13 protein-coding genes are annotated in these 20,042 nt (G+C 53.0%); 4 read left to right on the top strand and 9 right to left on the bottom strand.

What is annotated here, in order from left to right; genetic code table 11:
* Positions 1–2: 2 nt before the first annotated feature.
* Both PsW74_RS26270 and PsW74_RS26265 read right to left on the bottom strand, forming a co-directional pair.
* Positions 3–1,307 (bottom strand): cyclopropane-fatty-acyl-phospholipid synthase family protein, encoded by a 1,305-nt coding sequence (locus PsW74_RS26270; protein WP_063289623.1) that lies wholly within the window; start codon positions 1,305–1,307, stop codon positions 3–5.
* A 240-nt stretch (positions 1,308–1,547) separates the two neighbouring features.
* Positions 1,548–8,816: a hypothetical protein gene (locus PsW74_RS26265; RefSeq protein ID WP_063289622.1), complete on the bottom strand. Its 7,269-nt coding sequence runs from the start codon at positions 8,814–8,816 to the stop codon at positions 1,548–1,550.
* Positions 8,817–9,202: 386 nt separating this feature from the next.
* Here PsW74_RS26265 and PsW74_RS29505 point away from each other — a divergent pair, with 386 nt between their 5' ends.
* The 3 genes from PsW74_RS29505 (at position 9,203) to PsW74_RS26250 (ending at position 10,559) form a co-directional block, all read left to right on the top strand.
* Positions 9,203–9,499, top strand: a complete 297-nt coding sequence (locus PsW74_RS29505; RefSeq protein ID WP_063289621.1) for a hypothetical protein — start codon at positions 9,203–9,205, stop codon at positions 9,497–9,499.
* Positions 9,500–9,832: 333 nt separating this feature from the next.
* A complete protein-coding gene (locus PsW74_RS26255; protein ID WP_063289620.1) occupies positions 9,833–10,117 on the top strand; it encodes an Hpt domain-containing protein in 285 nt (94 codons plus the stop codon).
* A gap of 121 nt (positions 10,118–10,238) precedes the next feature.
* Positions 10,239–10,559, top strand: a complete 321-nt coding sequence (locus PsW74_RS26250; RefSeq protein ID WP_063289619.1) for a 2Fe-2S iron-sulfur cluster-binding protein — start codon at positions 10,239–10,241, stop codon at positions 10,557–10,559.
* 72 nt (positions 10,560–10,631) lie between these two features.
* On the opposite strand, the gene PsW74_RS26245 is transcribed toward PsW74_RS26250, so the two are convergent.
* Positions 10,632–11,849, bottom strand: coding sequence for an MFS transporter (locus tag PsW74_RS26245; RefSeq protein ID WP_063289618.1), 1,218 nt, complete (start codon positions 11,847–11,849; stop codon positions 10,632–10,634).
* 108 nt (positions 11,850–11,957) lie between these two features.
* On the opposite strand from PsW74_RS26245, the gene PsW74_RS26240 reads away from it, so the two are divergent.
* A complete protein-coding gene (locus PsW74_RS26240) occupies positions 11,958–12,743 on the top strand; it encodes a helix-turn-helix transcriptional regulator (protein ID WP_063289617.1) in 786 nt (261 codons plus the stop codon).
* Positions 12,744–12,749: 6 nt separating this feature from the next.
* On the opposite strand, the gene PsW74_RS26235 is transcribed toward PsW74_RS26240, so the two are convergent.
* The 6 genes from PsW74_RS26235 to PsW74_RS26210 all read right to left on the bottom strand — a co-directional run bounded on the left by PsW74_RS26235 (position 12,750) and on the right by PsW74_RS26210 (position 19,790).
* A complete protein-coding gene (locus tag PsW74_RS26235) occupies positions 12,750–14,453 on the bottom strand; it encodes a DUF3011 domain-containing protein (RefSeq protein WP_208988173.1) in 1,704 nt (567 codons plus the stop codon).
* 302 nt (positions 14,454–14,755) lie between these two features.
* Positions 14,756–15,931 (bottom strand): VWA domain-containing protein, encoded by a 1,176-nt coding sequence (locus PsW74_RS26230; protein WP_063289616.1) that lies wholly within the window; start codon positions 15,929–15,931, stop codon positions 14,756–14,758.
* 71 nt (positions 15,932–16,002) lie between these two features.
* Entirely contained in the window at positions 16,003–16,527 is a 525-nt protein-coding gene (locus PsW74_RS26225; protein ID WP_063289704.1) for a GrpB family protein, read from the bottom strand.
* A gap of 84 nt (positions 16,528–16,611) precedes the next feature.
* Complete coding sequence (locus PsW74_RS26220; protein WP_063289615.1) at positions 16,612–17,673, bottom strand: TIGR01620 family protein; 1,062 nt, start codon at positions 17,671–17,673, stop codon at positions 16,612–16,614.
* The gene (locus PsW74_RS26215; protein WP_063289614.1) at positions 17,670–19,166 is read right to left on the bottom strand and encodes a YcjX family protein; all 1,497 of its coding nucleotides are present in this window, start codon (positions 19,164–19,166) and stop codon (positions 17,670–17,672) included. The genes PsW74_RS26220 and PsW74_RS26215 overlap by 4 nt, the downstream gene beginning before the upstream one ends.
* Positions 19,167–19,259: 93 nt before the next feature.
* Positions 19,260–19,790 carry a histidine phosphatase family protein gene (locus tag PsW74_RS26210; RefSeq protein WP_057462636.1) on the bottom strand — a complete coding sequence of 177 codons (531 nt, stop codon included), beginning with the start codon at positions 19,788–19,790 and terminating at the stop codon, positions 19,260–19,262.
* Between the last annotated feature and the right edge of the window lie 252 nt (positions 19,791–20,042).

Here is a 20,042-nt window from a genome sequence, read left to right as displayed (position 1 = left end):
CGCTAGCAGGTCTCATTCTCTCGTTTGTACAGGGAGGCTCGTGTCAGAGGCATCCCGGAGAAGCTTTTTGTTTTTCGGGTTGCGACCGTCTGGAAGATTTGTGCGGAACCGCGTTCAAATGCCAGTGAGACGCCTGCCAGATACAGTGCCCACATTCTGAAGGTTTCTTCTCCCACCAGAGCGATTGCTTCCTCCTTGCGTGACATAAGCCGTGTTGCCCAGTGGGAGGTGGTGTAAGCGTAATGTTCCCGCCAGCCTTCCACATCGTGCACTTCAAAGCCTGTGGCCTCGAGGTTGCGGAGGCTCATGCCGATGTGGTCGAGCTCTCCACCGGGAAAGATATAGCGGATCAGTGCTTTGTATTCGGCAGGCTTTTTTCTGAACTTCTTTTCTGTGCGCTTACCCGGCCTTGTTATGGCATGGTGTAGGTAAATCCCACGTGGCTCCAGCAGACGTTTGACGGCTTGGAAGTATCCTTCGTGATTGGCAAGGCCGACATGCTCAAACATGCCGATGGACGAGATTTTTGTGAAAGTGCCAGAGAGCTTGGAGAAGTCCTGCAGTTCGATTGAGACACGGTCTTCCAAGCCTCGTTCCGCAATGGTTTTGCGGCCCAGCAGGACTTGCTGCTCAGAGAGTGTCACGCCTTTGGCGGTGACGCCGTAGTGTTCTGCTGCATGGCAAATGAGAGCGCCCCAACCACACCCGATGTCCAACAGACGGTCTCCCGGTTCCAACCGCAATTTCCGGCAGATCATATCCAGCTTGTCGCGCTGTGCCTGATCCAGTGTGTTTTCGGCCTTCGTGAAATAAGCGCAGGTGTAGAGCATTTGTTCATCTAGGAATAACGCGTAGAACTCATTTGAGACATCATAGTGGTGGGCGATGTTGCGTTTGTTTGAGGTCTCGCTGCCGTCGCGGGCACCTTCTCCTTTTATGCCTGAGCTAGCGCGCCGTTTTGAGGGGGCGAACAGAAAGGGCAGGACTGCTTTTGCGAGTAGGCGACGGTTCAGGTTTTTGGCGAGCTTGCTTGCTTTTCCGGGTGGGCGCAATTCTGCCATCTCAAAGAGATTTACCCCTTCGATATCGACCCGCTTTTGTACCCATGCATCAACGAGTGTCTCAATCCTGGGGCGTCGTAAAAGGGCCGAGATTACACCGGGATCATTGATTGCAATAATTGCTTGAGGCGGATTGGCAGGAACATGTGTGCCATCCCACAACCGGAACCCGAACTTCAGCTGCATTGTTGAGTGGATGTGTTCCAGTGCGCTTTTTAAGGAATTTCGCCGCCATGTTGCCTGCATCGCTCTTATCCGCCTTTGCTCTTGTGAAGCACACCCTATCGCTTCCTCTGAGGATCAAACATCCCCGAGTTGTAGGATGCGATTGAGAGAGTTTTAGGGTCGGAGACCATAGGATCTGAGAGGTTTGAGGGGCAGGAGACAAGGGCAGCGAGTACGGAGACCGGTGTTATTGTGTCGGCCCAACAAAAAAGGCTCCTGAAAATCTCAGGAGCCTTTTTTGAGTTTGATTGTTTGTCGCGCTTAGTCGAAGCGGCCACTTGCGTGAGCAAGCATGGTGTAGACCTTGCCGGTATCAGAGGTCAGATAGGTCTGACCAAGCTGATTGTCGCTGTCGCTTCTGGAGACCTGAGACAGGAGTTGCTCGAAGTCCTGAATGTAACGCTCAACTGCGCTGCGGAATTCAGGATCGCGACCGTACTTCTGGCGGATCTCGTCGAAGGTCTGCTGACCTTGCAGGGTGTACAGGCGACGGGTGAAGACATCACGTTCGCCGCGCTTGTAGCGCTCCCATAGATCCACAAAGGTCTCATGATCAACTGCACGAGCAATGTCCATGCTCAGGGAGTTGAGGGATTCAACCATGTGCTGCGGGGTGCGTGCGTTTGCTGTGTCACGCGGATGTCCGCCCATTGTGTCTTCATCGTCTGAAGCGCGGCGGAGCAGGTCGCTGATCCAGCCCTTGGACGTACCGTTTCCCTGTGGTGCAGCCGCTGGTGTTGGCTGAGGACGCTTTGCGCGTGGAGCAGGTGCTTCCATGCGGCGAGGGGACGGGGCCATACGGGCAGGCTTTGCGCCGGTAGCTGCAACTTGCTGCAGTGTTGGTGCTTCAGCTGCTGCATACTGGCTGGTTGCTGCCACGGCTGCAGGAGCAGCGTTGACTGCGCGGGCTGGTTCTGCTGGCGTGGACACATCGAACTGAGAGGACTGGCGGGACACGATTGTGGAGAGTTCCTCCAGTGCCTTCACCTGTTCGCTCACGATACGGCGCAGTGCAGAGGTAGATGCTTCGGCTTCATCCGGCAGAGCCAGAATACCTGCATTCAGTTCAGAGCGGGTTGCTTCCAGCTCATGGTGCACTGAACGGGCAACTTCACGCATGCGAGATGTTGCATCAGTAAAGCGCTCGGATGCTTCAGTGACGGTGGACTTCATGTCATGAAGGATATCATCGTGGGCAGCTTTAACTGCGTCACGTGCCTTCTGACCTTCCATACCAGCGGTCATGCGCATGCTTTCGAACTGCTCAGTCACAGACTTGGTCGCAGCTTCTGCAGCAGCACGGAGCATGCCAGAAACTTCGCGGGCCTTGTCGTCAGCAACTTCAAGCGTATCACCAAGGGTGTTGGTGTAGTTCGCCATGAGCACTTCAACATCAGAGGTTTTCTTGATCAGCGTGTCTGCAACCATTTCGATTGCCATGCGGCGGTCTGTGAAGCGACTGTCAACATGGGTGTTGGTTGCTTCCAGATCTGCAATGGCCTGACCGAGAAGCTGGTTCTGGTCTTCCATGCGGCCCGCGATCTTCGCAGCGTCTGCAAGCACGGTATGTGTTGTGTTGCGGAGCTGGCCGACCTGGTTTTCGATGGTAGCGTTTGCTGCTTCAGTCTCGGTAACTGCACGGTCGATCGCGGTTCTGAACTCACCTGCGCGGTTTGCGAGGTTGGTTTCAACTTCAGACAGGTTCTCGCTTGCGGATGCAAGGATCTGACGAAGGCTTCCGTTGGATGCGTTGAGGCGTGTCAGGATTTCGGAGACATCTGTTTCCAGACGCTCTTTGGTACCTGTCATCACGTTCACAGCCATCCGGGTGCGATCTTCGATGGTGTTGCCGATGCCGTCGATGGTTTGTGTCAGAGCATTGGTTGCGACGGCACCCTGACGGGTGACGGTCTCTGCAACTTCCTGACCCTTCGTGGAGACTGCGTTAAGCAAGACGTTCATGTCGGCCTGCATACGCTCGCGGCTGTCGTCCAGACGGGTTGTTGCGATGTTGCTGCGCTCATCGATTGCAGTCACGATCTTGTCGCCAGCTTCAACGAGATCGCGTGTTGCCTGCAGACCGTTCTGTGCAAAGCGGTCAGAGACTTCACGGCCCTTCACGGCCACTGCATCCAGAATTGCGTTCTGAACTTCGTTGACGCGTGTGGTGAGGTCATGAGCACGGTTTTCGATGGCAGTGATCAACTCGCTGCCGTCCTTGCCGATGATCTCGGAAAGCTCAGCAGAGCGGCTGCCGAAGGCATCGTTGAGGTTCTCGGCTTTAACCAGCAGCTCGTCTGCCACGGACTTGACGCGGGTGGACAGAGTGCCTGCTGCTTCTTCGATGGTGGTGAAGACGCGAGCACGAACTTCGTCGGTTTCGCCAGCCAGAAGCTTGCGGACGTCTTCTGCAGATTCTGCGAGGATCGTCTTGGAGCGCTCGCTTTCTGCGGAGAGGCGGCCAGTTACCAGCTCGATAGTCTGGGACAGATCACCACGGACCTTGTCGCTTTCGCCGGTGAGGGCGCCAGACATTTCAGCCAGGGTTGCGGTGTACATGGCGCGGGCGTTTTCGCTTTCCACGGCCAGAGCGTTAGCTGCCTGAGCCACAGTGCTGAGAACGCGCTGTGCGACTTCGTCGCCTTCCTTGGTGAGCGTACCGCGGACGGTTGCCATGGCATCGGAAACAGCTGCTGCTGCTTTCTCGCCTTCGCCTTCCAGAGAGTTGCGGGCTTCGCCGATGGAGTTGGAAACGATTTCCTGCAGACGCTCGCCTTCTTTGCTCAGTGTGCCGGACAGCTGCTCTACGCTGCTGACAACCTTCTCGGTTGTGAGGTCACGTTCCTGAGCAAGACGATCGGATGCCTGACCAACGACTTCGAGGATAAGGTCGCGAACACGGGTGCTTTCAGAGCCAAGGGAAGAGGTTGCCTCTGCCATTGCGCTTGTAAGCGTGGTTGCTGCCTTCTCGCTCTCGTCTCCCATGGTGGAGGAGATTGCTTCGAGGCGATCGTTGAGGATCGTTTCGAGAGCTTTGGAGCGGGTGTCGAGTGTTTCTGCAACTTCGAACACTTTGGAGCCAAGAGAAACGTTGATCTCTGCGACCTGCTCGGACAGAGCGTCGGTGAGGTTCTTGGACTGCTGAACGATGATGCTGCCAGCTTCTTCCAGACGACTGTCGAGCGCTTCGTTGATCTCGGTCTGACCGTCGTGGAATGCTTTGGCAATCTCGCGGGTGCGGCTGACCAGAGTTTCAGAGATCTGCTTGGCGCGTGCGTCCAGAGCCTGATCGATGCGCTCTGTGCCGGTGGACAGAGAGTCTGCAAGGTGTTCTGCACGGTCAGAGATGACAGTTGCAGCTGCTTCGACCTTGTCGCCGACTGCCTGATCGAAGGTGGACAGGCTTGTAGAGATTGTCTCTTCGATAGCTTCGGAACGCTGAGCGAGGATTTCGCCGATCTTCTCTGCACGATTGGAGAGAGAGACACCAACCTGTTCCACTCGCTCGGAGAGATTGACCGCAATGATGTCGGTACGATCTTCGAGGATCCTGGAGATGGATTGGGTTTTCTCTTCCAGAGTGCTTGCGATGATGCCAGTGCCCTGTTCGACCGCGTCTGCCAGCTTGGTGGTGCGGCTTTCGATGGTCTCAGTGAGGGCTGCTGCGCGTGTATCGAAGCTCTGCTCAAAGGTGTTGGTGCGTTCTTCGAGTTTCGCGTCGAGTGTCTCGATGCGGTTGTCGAAGGATTCGCCGATGTTCTGACTGCGCAAATCGAGAGACTGAACAAGATCGGAACCGCTTTCGGTAACAACCTGTTCCAGTTCTGCCAGTTTGCTGGCTAGACCATCGTTCAAAGCGCGGCCACGGATGTCGAGGGTTTCGGTAATGCGATCGCCGATTTCGGTCAGATCAGCTGTTACGCGCTCACCACGAGAGCCGATGAGGTATGCAAGCTGTGTACCGGTGTCAGCCAGTTTGTCAGCCAGTTCCTCAGTGCGCAGGCCAAGTGCGCCGGTGATGTCAGTTGTTGTGCTTTCAAGAGCGGTCTTGAAGGCGGATGTCTGTTTGCTGATGGTGTCAGCAACTTCTGCACCGCGTTCTGCCAGACGCTGATCCAGCTCAGCACCGTTGATGGTGATGCTCTCATAGATCTGAGTGCTGACGTTGCCAAGACGGTCAGCCAGCTCGCCGCCGCTAACTGTGATTGTGGTGCCGAGTGTGTTTGCCGTGTCATCCAGACGGGTTGCGATGTCACCACCACGCAGAGACAGATCCGCAATGATGCTTTCACCAGCACCGCGCAACACTTCGGAAACCTCAGTGGAGCGGTGGGACAGTGTGTCGATGAAGTCGGTGCACTGAACAGCGATTGCTTCATTGATCTCGCGACCACGGTTTGCAATGCCTTCTGCTGCCTGTTCGCCGGTTGAGCGCAGGGCAGTGTCCAGATTGGTCACACGCTCATCAACGACACCCATCATCTCTTCGGTGCGGCCTGTGATCGTATCGATCAGGCGGCCACTTGTAAGAGACAGGTTGGCGTTGATTTCTTCACCACGGGTAAGGATCTCGTCGGAAAGACGTGTGCTTGCGGAGGTGAAGTGATTGGTGATGCCAGAGATAGAAGTTTCGAGCGTTTCATGCAGCTGCGCGTTTGCACTGCCGAACTGATCGGAAACTGTTGTGACTGTCAGGTTCAGCGTATCTGTCAGCTGAGTATTGGCGGTGTTTACAGTCTCGTTCAAGCTGCCAACACCGGTTTCCATAAGCGTTGAGATTTGTGTGCTTGCGGAATTGACGGTTTCGTTGAGGCTGCCGACGCCTGTATCCAGCGTTTCGGAAATGATCGTGTTTGCAGTTTTGACCGAGTCGGTCAGGCTGCCCACACCGCTGTCCATGATCGTTGAGATCTGGGAGCTTGCTGCATTGACGGTTTCACTGAGGTTGCCGACGCCTGTGTTCAGCGTTTCGGAAATGATTGTGTCTGCAGTTTTGACCGAGTCGGTCAGGCTGCCCACACCGCTGTCCATAATCGTAGAGATCTGGGAACCTGCAGCATTGACGGTTTCGCTGAGTGTGACAACGCCGCCCTCCAAAGCCTCGGAGATATGCTCTTTTGCACCAGAAACAGTGGTGCTGAGACTGGAGACGCCATCTTCCAGAGCTTCTGTGATGTTGGCGGTCGCGCCGGATACAGATGCTGTGAAGTTGGATGCGCTGGTGTCCAGTGTTTCTGTCAGCTGTGCGGATACGCCGTAAACACTCTCGTTGAGATTAGCTACGCCGCTTTCCATTGTCTCTGCCATAACAGAGGTTGTGTTGCTAACCGTTTGAGACAGAAGCTCAACGCCGCTGTCCAGAGACTGGGAGAGTTCGCCGCTGACGCCATCCACTGTACGGGTGATGGTATCGATGCCACCCTTCAGGGTCTCAGTCAGGTTGTCGTTTGCTGTGGTGATCTTCTCAGTGACTTCGCTGGAAGCGGTGAGAAGTGTCGTTGTCAGCTCGGAACCTGCGGTCTCGACACTCTGGTTAATGGAAACAACGCCAAGGTTCATTGTTTCTGTCAGGGTGTCGTTCGCACTGTTGATCTGATCGGTCACAGTGGAGGTTGTTGTTGCCAGAGCTTGCGAGAGTTCGGAGCTTGCGCTTGTGACGCTTGTGCTCAACTCTGTAACGCCGTTTGAAAGAACAGCACTCACCTCAGAGCTTGCGCCTTCAGCAGCAGAGCTGATGGACTGAACAGAAACATTGAGCGTATCGGTCAGAGACGCATTTGCTTCGGTCAACTGCTCGGTGACGGTTGATGTGGTGATCACCAGTGTTTGTGCCAGCTCCGCGCTGGTTTGCGAAACGCTGGATGTAAACTCGGAAAGACCGTTGGTCAGTGTGGAGTTAAGTTCTGTGTTTGCTGCACTGATCTGGCCAACAACATCACCGGATGTGGTTACCAGAGTTTGTGTCAGGTCAGAGCTTGCGCCGACAAACTGTGCGGTTACAGAAGAGACGGTCTCTTCAATAGATGCAGTCAGCTCAGTACCCTGTGCCTGCAGAACGCCTTTCATGGCTTCTGTCTGGTCTGTGATGGTTGCAGACAGTTCTGCGCCAGCAGCACCGAGTGTTGCGTTCAGAGCATCGCCGCGTTCTGCCAAGAGGTCGCTGATTTCATTGCCGCGAGTGGAAAGACCCTCAACAATTTTAGTTCCGGTGGAGGACAAGGAAGCGGTGATTTCATCGCTGCGGCTCGCCAGATTGTCAACGAGTGCTTCTGAGGTTTCAGAAAGACGGGTGTTGAGGTCTGTACCGCGCTCGGTCAGGTTATCAATGAAGGAGTTTGCAGTAGAGGAGAACTCTTCATTGATAGAAGATCCGCGCTCGTGAAGTGTTTCGGAGAGCTTGGAGCCGGTATCGGAGAGTGTTTCAACCAACTCAGAGCCGGTAGAGGTGAGGCGCTCGACATAATCATCGGAGCGAACGGTCAGCGAGGAGACCATTTCGCTACCAGCTTCAGTGAAGCTGTCGGTTGCTTCTGTGACGCGATTTTCGATCTTGCTTGTCATCTGCTCAAGCGTAGCGTCGATCGAACCGGTTAGGCGTTCCCGGGCACGATCAACAGAGGAGGCGAATTCCTCTGATGTGTTCGCGAGCTGTGATGCAAGATTTTCGTGGGAGCCGGAGATGGTTTCACGAACCAGCTCTGCGTTTGCCTGAATGGCTTCACGCTGGCTGACAAGTTCTTCCACCAGACGGCGAATTTTCAGTTCATTGTCATTATAGGAGTTCTCAAGGGACGAGACCTCCTTATGAATGAGCACTTCCAGCTCGCTGGCACGTGCAATCGCGCGTTCAATGCCGTCGCCCATGGCGGCAGCTTCGCGGCGGATTGCCTGACCAACGTTCAGGATGCTTTCTTTTGCAACATCTTCAGGCTCAGCAAGACGAAGAGCAACTTCTGTCATGCCGCGTGCGACGTTGCGCATTTCCTGTGCTCGCCAGAACAGGAGAGCCATAACCCAGACAAATGCGATTGGAACAACAATAAAGACGGAAATGAGAACCAGTGTCGGGTTTTCAAATACGCCTGAGAAGGAGGATGACTTTTCAAGCTGAGCAGCGAATGAGCCCCAGGACATTGCCAAGCCAAGGCTGGCCCAGACAACGGAGACTGCAAATGCGAACCAGAACGGAGCTGCAGACGGCTTGCGCTGCAGAGCAAACATGAGTGAGCCAATGGACTGGCGGTCATCATTGCTTGCTGTGGGCGGGCGGCCACCACGGCCACGTTTGCGAACCTGTCTCGGAGCTTGATTTTCTTCTACAAGCTGAGCCAGTTTTTTATCAGAGGAAGGAGCTGTTGTTACAGACTCCGTTGCAGGGCTAGCAGACATTTGCGGGGGTTCCGCAGTGGTGCTCTCCTGTTCACTGGATAAAATAGACTCTTGTGGAGCGCCAAAATCAGCCTGAAGGGCTTCTTCTACCGCTGACAGAGCCACTTCCGATGGAGCTTTCGCCTTCGGGGTGTTCGCCATATCTCGCCTCGCGTCCGTACTCTCTACTTGCCGGTCGTCAGCACATTTTTCGCCTTTTGTGCCGGCGCCGTCACCACAAGGTGTCCGTCATACGCGAAATACATTCCTCCCAAACAAGAACGCATTTCAGACAACAATAGGTTTGGCCCCATGCAATCCAACAGCTCTGAATTGAGAGCACCGTCGAACTTCTAGGGCCAAAAACAGGGAGTTTTCAGAATCAAAGCGGACCGTTAATGTTAACGGTACCTTAAGATTTAGATTTCCCCACCTTGCAGCTACCCTTAACCTAATGGCACAATCCGGTGGACTGTACAACAGAAGTTGCCGGGATTTTTAGGTGCCCTACGATAAGTCACAGGCAGCAATTTTGGGGGGAACTCACTATGGCTAATCGCGAAAATTCTCCAGTCAGTTCTAAAGGTTCCAATCGTCCGAGTCCCACACAACTCAAATGGTTAAGGCGAGGTCTTAACGAAGCAGGTGGAAAGTTACCGCTGTTCGATGAGAGCGGTCGACAAGTGCCAGCTGCAACTGTGCGGGCGTGTATTGCAGCAGGGTGGGCGGAGCCTTGGTTTTCCAACCCGTTGAAGCCGGATTGGCTCGTTTGTAAGCTGACCGATACGGGACGTGCGATGCTGGAGCGTGATGGTAATTCGAAAAATCTTGTTAACCATCTTTAACAGCGCGTCTTGTCAATTTTAACGTGTAATGGCAGTGAGAGCCGGTGACGGGGTCACGAGTCTAGATTTGAATCTGGGTGGTAGGATCTTGTTAACCATGAAATAAAAACCTGTGTTTTCTTTTGGGGACTAGATTCCGTTGCCTATGGGAAATGAGGGGTAGAGTCACTGCAGAGTCTTGGTGGTGGCAGGGTTTGAGTCACTCAAGCGAATCAACTTTCCGAATATCGCGATAACTTTGAGTCACTTGGCTGTGTTTGGAGGCCTAACGTAAACTTGGCTATGGAACTACATAAAACTACAAGTGCTATATGTAGGGATCACTTCTCTTCTGTGACGTTTGATGACCCGGATTTGCAAGGTCAGATCCTGGAGATGTTTGCTCATCAGATAGAAGAGTTCCGTCGGGGATTGTGCGAGACAATGGGAACAGAAGCCCTTCGTGCTTTGCTACATCGCTTTAAAGGCTCTGCGCGCGGTGTTGGTGCGTTTGCGCTTGGGGAGGCGCTGGAGCAAGCTGAGCAGGAAGCTGCGAGCGGAGTTGTGCCATTGCTGGTGACTGTTGAGACTTGCCTTACGGAGGTGTCTGCGGATCTTTCAAAGCTGCGGAATTTGTAATGCGAGATTGGCTGCGCGGGTTTGACCATAAGGTCTGGTCCAGAAGTTCTTGAATAGCTGGGCGCCTGCATGTATCTGAAGACAACAGAATAAGCCAATCAGGGTCGGGACGACTTTAAATATGCCAAAGATTACTTTCATCACCTCATCAGGTGAAAGCCATGAGGTGGATGCTGCTGCCGGTTCTACCGTTATGGAGAACGCGATTAAGAACATGGTTCCTGGAATCGAAGCGGAATGTGGTGGTGCCTGCGCTTGCGCGACCTGTCACGTGTACGTGGACCCAGCCTGGAATGACAAGACTGGCGATCCAGAGCCTATGGAAGAAGATATGCTCGACTTTGCTCAGGACGTTCGTGACACGTCTCGCTTGTCCTGCCAGATCCGTGTGACGGACGAGATGGATGGTTTGGTGGTTCACATCCCAGAGAGCCAGAGCTAATCAGCTGTAGAGTTTAAATGAAAAAGGCTGGTCCGATTGGGCCAGCCTTTTTTGTTGTGTGATTGGAAGCGTTTACTCAGCGCCAACTGCTTGTGGTTGACGGGTTGGAACCCAAACGGTTTCCATGCCAGGTTCCGGATTGCGCGGGATCATGCGGCTCAGGATCAGGCTGATGGCAGCCATGGATGCGCCTGCAATGAACACCAGTGCAGGGGAGAAGAGCCAGATCGTGCCGAAGACCACCGGAATCACCACAGCTGCGATGTGGTTGATGGTGAAGTCGACAGCGGAGGTTGGTGCGATGTCTGCCGGGTCTGCAATCTTCTGGAAGTAGGTTTTCATTGCGATGGCCATGGCGAAGAAAGCATGATCGATCACGTAAAGAGTGCCAGCCACGTAGACGTTGGTGACGAATGCGTAGGAGAGGAAGACGATGATCAAACCGACATACTCGCAAGTCAATGCAGTCCGCTCACCAACCCGACCGATGAACGCACCGATCTTTGGAGCGAGGAACATGTTGATTGCGCCATTCAGCAGAAACAGCGCTGCAACTTCATGCACTTCGTAGCCAAAGCGTTCGACCATCAGGAAGCCTGCGAAGACTGTAAAGATTTGACGGCGGGCACCACTCATGAAGGTGAGCGCATAGTAGAGCCAATAGCGTTTGCGCAGGATCAGCTTTTTATGCTGTTCCACGTGTGCTTTGTACTTTGGGAAGGCAAAGGTGGCAAAGATGGTCAGGGCCATGCCTGCCATGCCTGCCCACAAGAACACTTGCTCATAGGATAGGTCAAACGTTTTCCAGCCGATCATGATCGAGCCGTAGATGCACAGTGAGACCAGTGATGAGACCGCAATAATTTGTCCGAGCAGTGCTGGGGCATCCTTCTTTGGCAACCACTGTAGGGATAGAGACTGCTTGAGCGTCTCGTAGTAGTGGAAGCCGAAAGACATGATGAGGGTGGTGGCGTAAAAGCCGATCGCGGATGGGAAATATCCGGTGATTGCAATGCCGAAGCCCATCAGGCCCAAAGAGATCAACGTGAACGTTTGTTCTTTGAAGATCAACAGCATGAAAATGACTGTGAATGCCAGCAGGCCAGGGATTTCGCGGATGGACTGCTGAATGCCGATTTCCTGCCCCGTGAAATCGAGCGTGTTAACTGCAAAGTTATTGATGAGGTTCCACCACACAGAAAATGAGAGCTGTGAGGCGACGGTGAGGACCAACAAAAATACAAAGGGTGAGCGCCAGTCGGCTCTGATGTCTTTAATGATATTCAACATGGTGCTTCGTTCTTAGAAATGAGTTTTGCAATTAAGTAAGCGAAAAGTTTGTTTACGTGATAGCACTAGTTTGCCAAAAAATATCTTGAAGTCGCCAAGAGGTGTTTGATGCCCATTCATGCTGATGTTTTTGCAGACCCACATGAGGTGGATCGTCCGCAACCCATTGTTGCTTATGCGGTAGATATGCCCATCGGCGGGCAGGGGGAGCCGCATGCGCATTCACGTGGGCAGCTGGTTCATATCATGCAAGGATCCACGACTGTGTTTACTGAGGAGGGGACATTTGTTGTACCGCCAGAGCGTGCAGTCTGGGTTCCCGGAGGTATGGTGCATCGGACTGTCTATCCGATCAAAACACAGTTTCGGAGCCTGTATCTGCGAGAGGACTGGTCTGAGCGGCTTTCCGATAAGCCTGTTGTGGTGCAAGTGACACCGCTCTTACGCGAGCTGATACAAGAGATTATGGCAGCGCCCCGGGACTATGCGCTTGATGGGGCGACAGCGCGGATTGCGCAGGTGATTGTTGATCAATTGAAGAGTTTACCAGATGCGCCGCTGCAGTTGCCGATGCCAGTCAACCACGTGCTTTTGAAAGAGCTTTGCCAGTCTATCCTGTCATGCCCTGCGCACCTGCCGAGCCTTGCGGATGCTGCGGAGCGGACGCTTATGTCCCAGCGCACGTTTGAGCGGCGATTCTTTGATGAGACGGGCTGGAGTTATCGCAAATGGTGTGGGCAGGCCAAGCTGTTTCGTGCTTTGGAGCTGCTCTCAGCAGGCCGAAGTGTGGGTGATGTGGCTTTCAAACTTGGCTATGAAGGGCCAAGTCCGTTCATTTCTCAGTTCCGCAAAGCCTTTGGCACGACGCCGGGCAAATACTTCAAGACTGCGTAGCCTAGGTTATTTGCTGGCGCTGCATGCGCTGATGAAGTTGCGAACGTGCTTAGCGCTACCTTTGAGGCTTACGTTGTAGATAGCATAGCCGCCCAGATTGATCTTCAACTCGTTGTCTCGCACCATTCGGTTCCAAAGTGAAGAGCCATTGCTCAAAGTGAGGAGTGGCAGGGAAACACCGGCTTCCTGATTCAACGAACTGCCGACGCCAACATAGCTTTCCTTGAACCGTCTTGTGCTTAGCGAAATCAGGATACTATCGCCTTCCTGCAAAGCAGGGACGGTTGACTGAAACATGATCTCGATATCACCGCTTCCAGCCAGGCAACGGGCGTAAAAGTCGGTATCGTCTGTTTCAGGTACGCCATGAACCAAAACTGCGCTCTTGTCGCCTGCACCTGTTGGGAGGCCAGACACCCAGACATAGGGACCGTCAAATCCATTCAATGGAGCTTTTTCCTGAAGGAACTTGTCAGGGTTTGGCAGAAGGTCCTGTGTTATGAGGTCTGTGTTTTGCTCATGGAAAACAAAATGTTGGGCGGCTCTTCCGTTGCTGTTGAGCGCGCAGGAAAAGTTGAAGGGCACGTACATGCCCTGACTTTGGTAGACACCGCGACCAGCGAGTTTGTCCCCTGTTCGTACCAGTACTGGTTTCTGGTTCATTTGTTGATTGGTGAAGGTGCCGAGGCCCAAATAGACAGGCGGCAACTCTGACAGGGAATTCTTGGTTGCGATGATCTTGCTGCCCAGTGTGGAGCAGGCGCGGCGGGCCTGCCAGAGTGGTTCGGCCACATTGATTGCCAGATCATCTTCCGGTGCGATCTGGCTGTTTTCCAATGGCGGCAAGTCTTGTGTCACAACTTGCGTTGGAGGCGCTGCCTGTGGAGATGTGCTATCCCGCTTCAGCTTGTAATAACATGCTTTTCTTGCGGCAGGATCTGGGTCTCCGAAGAAATCGGTCCGGCAATGAACATCACCTTTCGCAGACTTCTCGTAAAATGCGCCGGGCCTGCCGAAGCGAACGGTTGTTGCGTAGGGTAGCTCGCAAACCTGAAATTCGAGAGCGCACTTACGCCATCCGTCCTTCGTAAATTCAGGAAGCTGCGGAATGGGGGTGATCAAACCACCTGAGCTGGCTGACTTGATCTGCTTCTTTAGTGAAGACGAACTGGCACTTACCGTGTTTACGGTTTTGCGAGCGTACGGTTTGTTGCCAACATAAAAGATGCCAGAACAGCCTTTATCCGTCCAAAGATGCGATGGGACGACGCCCCAGCTTTCATTGAGTTTGCAGAGCGCTGAGGAGGTCTGGCGCAGCAACTGGACGTAATTGCGGTTGGCGTTCGAGATCGTGCACTTGGTGTAACCAGCGTTTTCAGAGGCGCAAACAACCACGTTGGTGCCATCCAGACGATCTGGTGAGTTGGCGATATGGTTTGCTGTTGAAGGCCTGTGCGTCGGATCGCTGCTATGTATGTTATCGCCCTCAGGTTGTCTGGTGAGGGTGTTGGTCAGGCAGTCGATGAATTCCGGGCTGTCTAAAGCTGCGTCGGTTTTGTCGAGGCAGCTTTCAATTATGAGCGCTGGAATAAGCGAGTTAATCGGCGGAATAGTTGTTGCGTTGGCATTGGCAGCAAGGAACGGCGCAATGAAGGCGATGGTGCCTGCCGATGTCCTCGTAAACAGTTGCCACAAAATAGATTTGCTCACAGCATAGCCTCTCTTAGCTCTTCTGGTGCACTTGTTGCCTAACGCAATCAGCTTGCGCCCAGCTGAAAGCTTGTTGCAGCTTCTTCCTTGATACAGGTGTGAAGCATGCTTTTTGCCAAGCGTGGTTGCTGTCTAGATCTCAATGCTACTTGCAGTCTAGTTGTAAAATTACAAAAAGGGGAGGTTAAATGCGCTGTGTTGTCAGAACTCGTCGCGTTCATTCGCATTCACGCATCGCGCTCTAACCTCTTTGGTGGAGCGAGTTCTTGTCGTTTGATTGAATTTAATCAAACGGAACACGTCTAGCGTACAAGTTCCTTCATGGCGGAATCCATGCCTTCCAGAGTGAGAGGGTACATGCGCTGATCAAACAACTCTTTCATCATGCCGATGGAATGAGTGTAATCCCAGTGCTTTTCCCGTACCGGATTGAGCCAGACTGCTTTTTGATAAAGGTCTGTCACGCGCTTCAGCCAGACATTGCCTGCCTCTTCGTTCCAATGTTCAACTGAACCACCGGGATAGGTGATCTCATAGGGGCTCATTGAGGCGTCGCCAATGAAGATCACTTTGTAATCGCTTGGATATTTATGGAGCACGTCCATCGTGTTGATGCGCTCTGTGTGGCGGCGATGGTTGTTTTTCCAGACGAACTCATAAAGGCAATTGTGGAAGTAGAAGTATTCCATCACCTTGAATTCGGTTTTGGCAGCAGAGAACAGTTCTTCACAGACGCGGATGTGATCATCCATCGAACCGCCGATGTCGAAGAACAAAAGCACTTTGACCGAGTTGCGCCGTTCGGGACGCATTTGAATATCTAGCAGGCCTTTGTGGGCAGTGGATTTGATGGTGTTGTCCAGGTCCAGCTCATCAGCTGCTCCGGTTCTGGCGAACTTGCGCAGGCGTTTCAAGGCAACCTTGATGTTGCGGGTGCCCAGTTCAACTGTGTCATCCAGATCTTTGAACTCGCGCTTGTCCCAGACTTTGACTGCTCGGCGATGGCGGCTTCCATCCTGTCCGATCCGAATGCCTTCAGGGTTGTAGCCATACGCGCCGAACGGGGATGTGCCACCTGTTCCGATCCACTTGTTGCCGCCCTGATGGCGTTCTTTTTGCTCTTCCAGTCGCTTTTGGAGCGTTTCCATGAGCTTTTCAAAGCCGCCCATGGATTCGATAAGCTTCTTCTCTTCTTCAGAAAGGTGCTTTTCTGTGAGCTTGCGCAGCCACTCTTCTGGAATGTCTGAGGTTGCCACTTCGCTCATCAGGTCCAATCCGTTGAACGTGTGACCAAAGACGCGATCAAACTTGTCCAGATTGGATTCGTCTTTGACCAGCGTTGCTCGGGCGAGGAAGTAAAAATCCTCCACCCGTTTGCTGGCCAGATCAGAGTCCAACGCTTCCATAAGCGTAAGATATTCGCGTACGGATACGGGTAAACCAGCGGATTTTAGCTCTTCGAAAAACTGAATAAACATGGGGTCACATTATGCGATTGGGCGGTGCAGTGTCGAGAGTGCAATTGACACCTTAGGCAAAAGCATAGGGATCAATAAGAGCCTCTGGCCCAGTCAATCGCTTTGGCGAGATGAAGTTCAACAAAATCATTCTTGCCTTCTCGATATCCCTCGACATCTCCGTTGACCTCCTGTGCTGTTTTCTTCTTTAGGTGGGCATATTTCTCACGGATCTCAGGATGAGCTTTTAAGTAATCACGAAAGGCTAGATGCCTATAAACGTGCGGATCTCCTGATTTAAACGCGTGAAGGTGATGGGTGCGGTCGTCTCCACCTTTTTCAAAGTAGCGGCGGCCTGTAATGCCGTATTCACCTTTGGCGACATAGCCAAGATTGATCAGCTTTGCAGATTGAGCATCGAGTGCTGGGATGCTGGAGACTTCCAGCAGGATGTCGATAATTGGTTTGGCGGCGAGAGCTGGTACGGAGGTGCTGCCAATGTGGTGAATGTCTTCGACAATATCTCCGAGTAGCTCACGCAAAATTTCTTGCTCCAGCTGGAACCCCTCGGCCCAGTTGTCTTGTGCATCTACCACTTTGACTTTGCGTGTGATCATAGCTGTGTCTGCCGCCTTTGTTTTATCAGCCCTTTGAACATACCAAGAGATTGGGGGAAACATAGGGCTGGCGTGAGATATTCGTTAATCCTGATCTGCAATCTCATCTGGGGCAGATTTCGTGATCTCGCTCATGAGCTCCGTTAGTGATGGGCCTTTTGTGGCGATGAATGGTGCAGGGCGGCAGGTTTGAATTGCAGCAACGCCAATGCGTGCTGTGAGGAAGCCATTGACCAATCCTTCGCCAAGACGTGCGGAAAGTTTTGCTGCTAAGCCCTGACCAATGAACTGTTCCAGCAGGCTATCTCCTGCGGCCATGCCACCTGTGACGGCCAGGTGAGCCGCTATATCTCGTGAAAGGCGCCAGAAACCGAGTGCGCCGGGGCGGGCTCCGTAAAGACGGGAGATGCGGCGAACAATGCGCAGGTTTTCGTAAAGTACGATCAGGATATCAACGAGTGCACGAGGCGATAGTGCGGTAACTACAGAAACACGTTTTGCGCTTTCCATGACGATCAGGCGCGCACGGGCGTCCATCGGTGCCATCAGCTCGCGTTCTGCCAGTTTGACGAGATCTCGCCCATCGATGATTTCCTGCATATGACCTTTTAGCTGAGCGCGGCCATGAGCTGTTTCCGGACGGTCCGCGTAGAGCGCCATTAGCTTTTGTAGAGCTGCACGGGCTTCTTTATCGCTATCGTTGTCTGCAGCAGTTTGGAGGTCATCGCGTATATGGTCGATTTGCTCCAGTCGAGAAAGTGCCCGCCATTCTTTGAAGAACAAACCGATCAGTCCGAGAAAGCCGAGAGCGGTGAGGCCAACAGCTGTCCAGCCCAACCAGTCATAGCGAGCAAAGAGGTCTCTGATTAGGCTATCGACAGCCAAGCCAACGGCAAGTGAGACGAGGCCGCCACCGCCAATGGCGATGATCTTGCTCCAACGACTCTTCGCTGGTTTTGGCTCTGGGGCAACATTGTTCTGTGGCAGGGCCAACGCGTTTTCATCTTCTTCTGACACAACGGCTTCAGAGGAAAGTGGTTCGTGGGCAAACTCCCCCTCCAGCCGGACGGAGCTGTCATCCAGTTTGAATGCTTTGGGAGCGCGGCGTGCCTGAGGCTTATGTTGCTGTGTTTTCTTGTTGGTCATGCGAGTTTATCTCCCAGCAAGAACTCCATTGCGCTGTCCAAACGGATGTGAGGGAGAGATAAGGTCAGCCCCTCTGCCGTGCGTTCCAGCTTTGGAGGGCGGAAGCGCACATATTTCAATGCGGTCTGATCTTCCGGTGTGCCGTGGCTTTGCTCTGTAGAGAAAAGGTCGCTCAGATCGTCAGGAAGATCGCCGGGGAAAATGGCGGCTTCTTCTTCGCCGTCAAACTTCATGGGGCCAATGGTTTCTTCCGGCATTGGTGTGCCGAGGAGCGCAGGGGTTTCTGCACCATCGTGATGAACGGTTGCCTGCCTGGTGGCTCTGACGGATGCAAGGGCGAGCGTTTCAACTGAAGCGCCAGAGAATTCTGCACGGTTGATTGCCCGTTCAACCAGCTGCTTGAGGAGTAACTCCAAGTGATCGTGATCCTCGCGTCGCAGATGGTCTGCCTTTGTGGCTGCAAACAGAATGCGATCGATCTTGCGAGACACTATTGAAAATAGCCAGCTTGCTTTGCCGGGTCTGAACGCGCCCATAATCTCAGTGAGGGCACCGCTCAAATCATCCAAAGCCTCAGGGCCAGCGTTGATTGCCGTGAGTGCATCCACCAGCACAATCTGTCTGTCCAATTTGGCAAAGTGGTTTTTGAAGAACGGTCTGACCACATGCTTGCGATAGGCTTCGTAGCGGCGCTCCATAATGGCGAGGAGCGTGCCTGCTTTGGGTTTGACCTGCGTATCACCCAGATTGAGCGGGGCGAAGGTGAGGGCTGGTGTGCCCTTCATATCACCGGGCATGAGGAAGCGACCAGGAGGCAACATGGAAAGTGCGTTCTCATCATCCCGGCAGCGGCTCAAATACGTGGTAAAGGTGCTTGCCAGATCCTTTGCGATGTCCTCTGAAAACTCATCGTGCAGCTTATCTTGATAGCGCGCGAGTGTTGACAAAAACTCCTCAGACAAATCTGGCCTTGCTTTAGCGCGTCTCAGGGCTTCCTCTGAGAATTGCCGGAAATCCTGTCGTAGCAAAACAAGGTCTAGGAGCCATTCACCAGGGTAATCCACGATGTCGAGATGCAGTTTGCCGCCGCCTAACTGACGGTTCAGGAATGTGGCTGACTCGTATTCGATGGTCAGGCGAAGTTCGGAGATTTGATGTGTGGACTCCGGCCAAAGGCGATCCTTTGTCAGCGATTCGACATGCTGCTCATAGTTGAACCGTGGAACATTGTCATCGGGCTGAGGCTGAAGATATGCACGCGCGAGCCGTCCTGTGCCCGCGGCATCCAGCAGAGGCAGGCGACCTCCGGCAATGAGATTGTGAACGAGAGCTGAGATAAAGACGGTCTTACCGGAACGTGCCAATCCAGTGACACCCAGACGGACAGTGGGGACTGTTAGGTCAATCGCTGATCCCGTTAGATTGTCCAATGCTGTTTGTGCATCAGTTAGGGCCAGCTTAGCGTTTTTAAATAATGAATTCAGTGGGCTCACAGATCATCCTCCAAGGAACGATGTGGTGCGTTCTTTGGAGGAATGCAATCGCAAATGCGCCAATAAATGTTGAATTGCGCAAAATTTTCCTAGTCAGGAGCCTGAAACAGCTTGCAGGTGCCGAGGCTGGAAGAATGAGACGATCCTTCCTTTCTTGCAGTCAATTTCTGACCAGCGGTGCTCTTCAAAGTCTATTACAGCGAGAGCTCCGGTTGGGTACTTGGATTGCATCTGGTGTATGTACTCAGGGTTGCCTTTGCCAGTGAGTTCAAGAGCTGTGTCCTGAATAGCTGTGTTGTGGCCGACAATGAGGATAGTGTCGAAGCCACCACCGTAGGCGCGGATTGCATCTATGTAGTCACCTTCGCTCGAATTGTAGAGATCCCTGAGCAGTTGAATGCGCGTATCACTGCGCAAGTATGGCATTACTTCCATGAGTGTTTGCCGTGTCCGAAGAGCCGTAGAACATAAGATCAGTTTTGGATGCATATGATGTTGGTGGATGTGGGCTCCAACCCTTGCTGCGGCTTTCCAACCGCTGGTGTTAAGGGAGCGATCATGATCGTGAGCCCCCTCATCACTCCAGTCGGATTTTGCATGGCGTAACAGCATCAGGCGAAGCATATGTTATCCTCCAGATATACTTTATTACTTTATGTTCCTAAGAGGTAGAAACATTCTAAGTTGTATTTTTGCTGCTATGCGATATTGCGATGCAGCATAATTGGATGGACTTGTTTGTTTATTACTTGCTTTGTCTCTGTTTGAAACCTACATGTTTTCGATTGAATTTGGAAGGTGATAGTATTCCCCTAATAGTATGGGGTTTTTATCTCATAATTACTGAAATATTTATAAGTGATGCATGCATTCGTA

The sequence above is a fragment of the Pseudovibrio sp. W74 genome, from assembly GCF_001623085.1.
In the GTDB taxonomy this organism is placed as follows: Bacteria; Pseudomonadota; Alphaproteobacteria; order Rhizobiales; family Stappiaceae; genus Pseudovibrio.
This window is presented reverse-complemented; position numbering and strand designations above follow the sequence as displayed.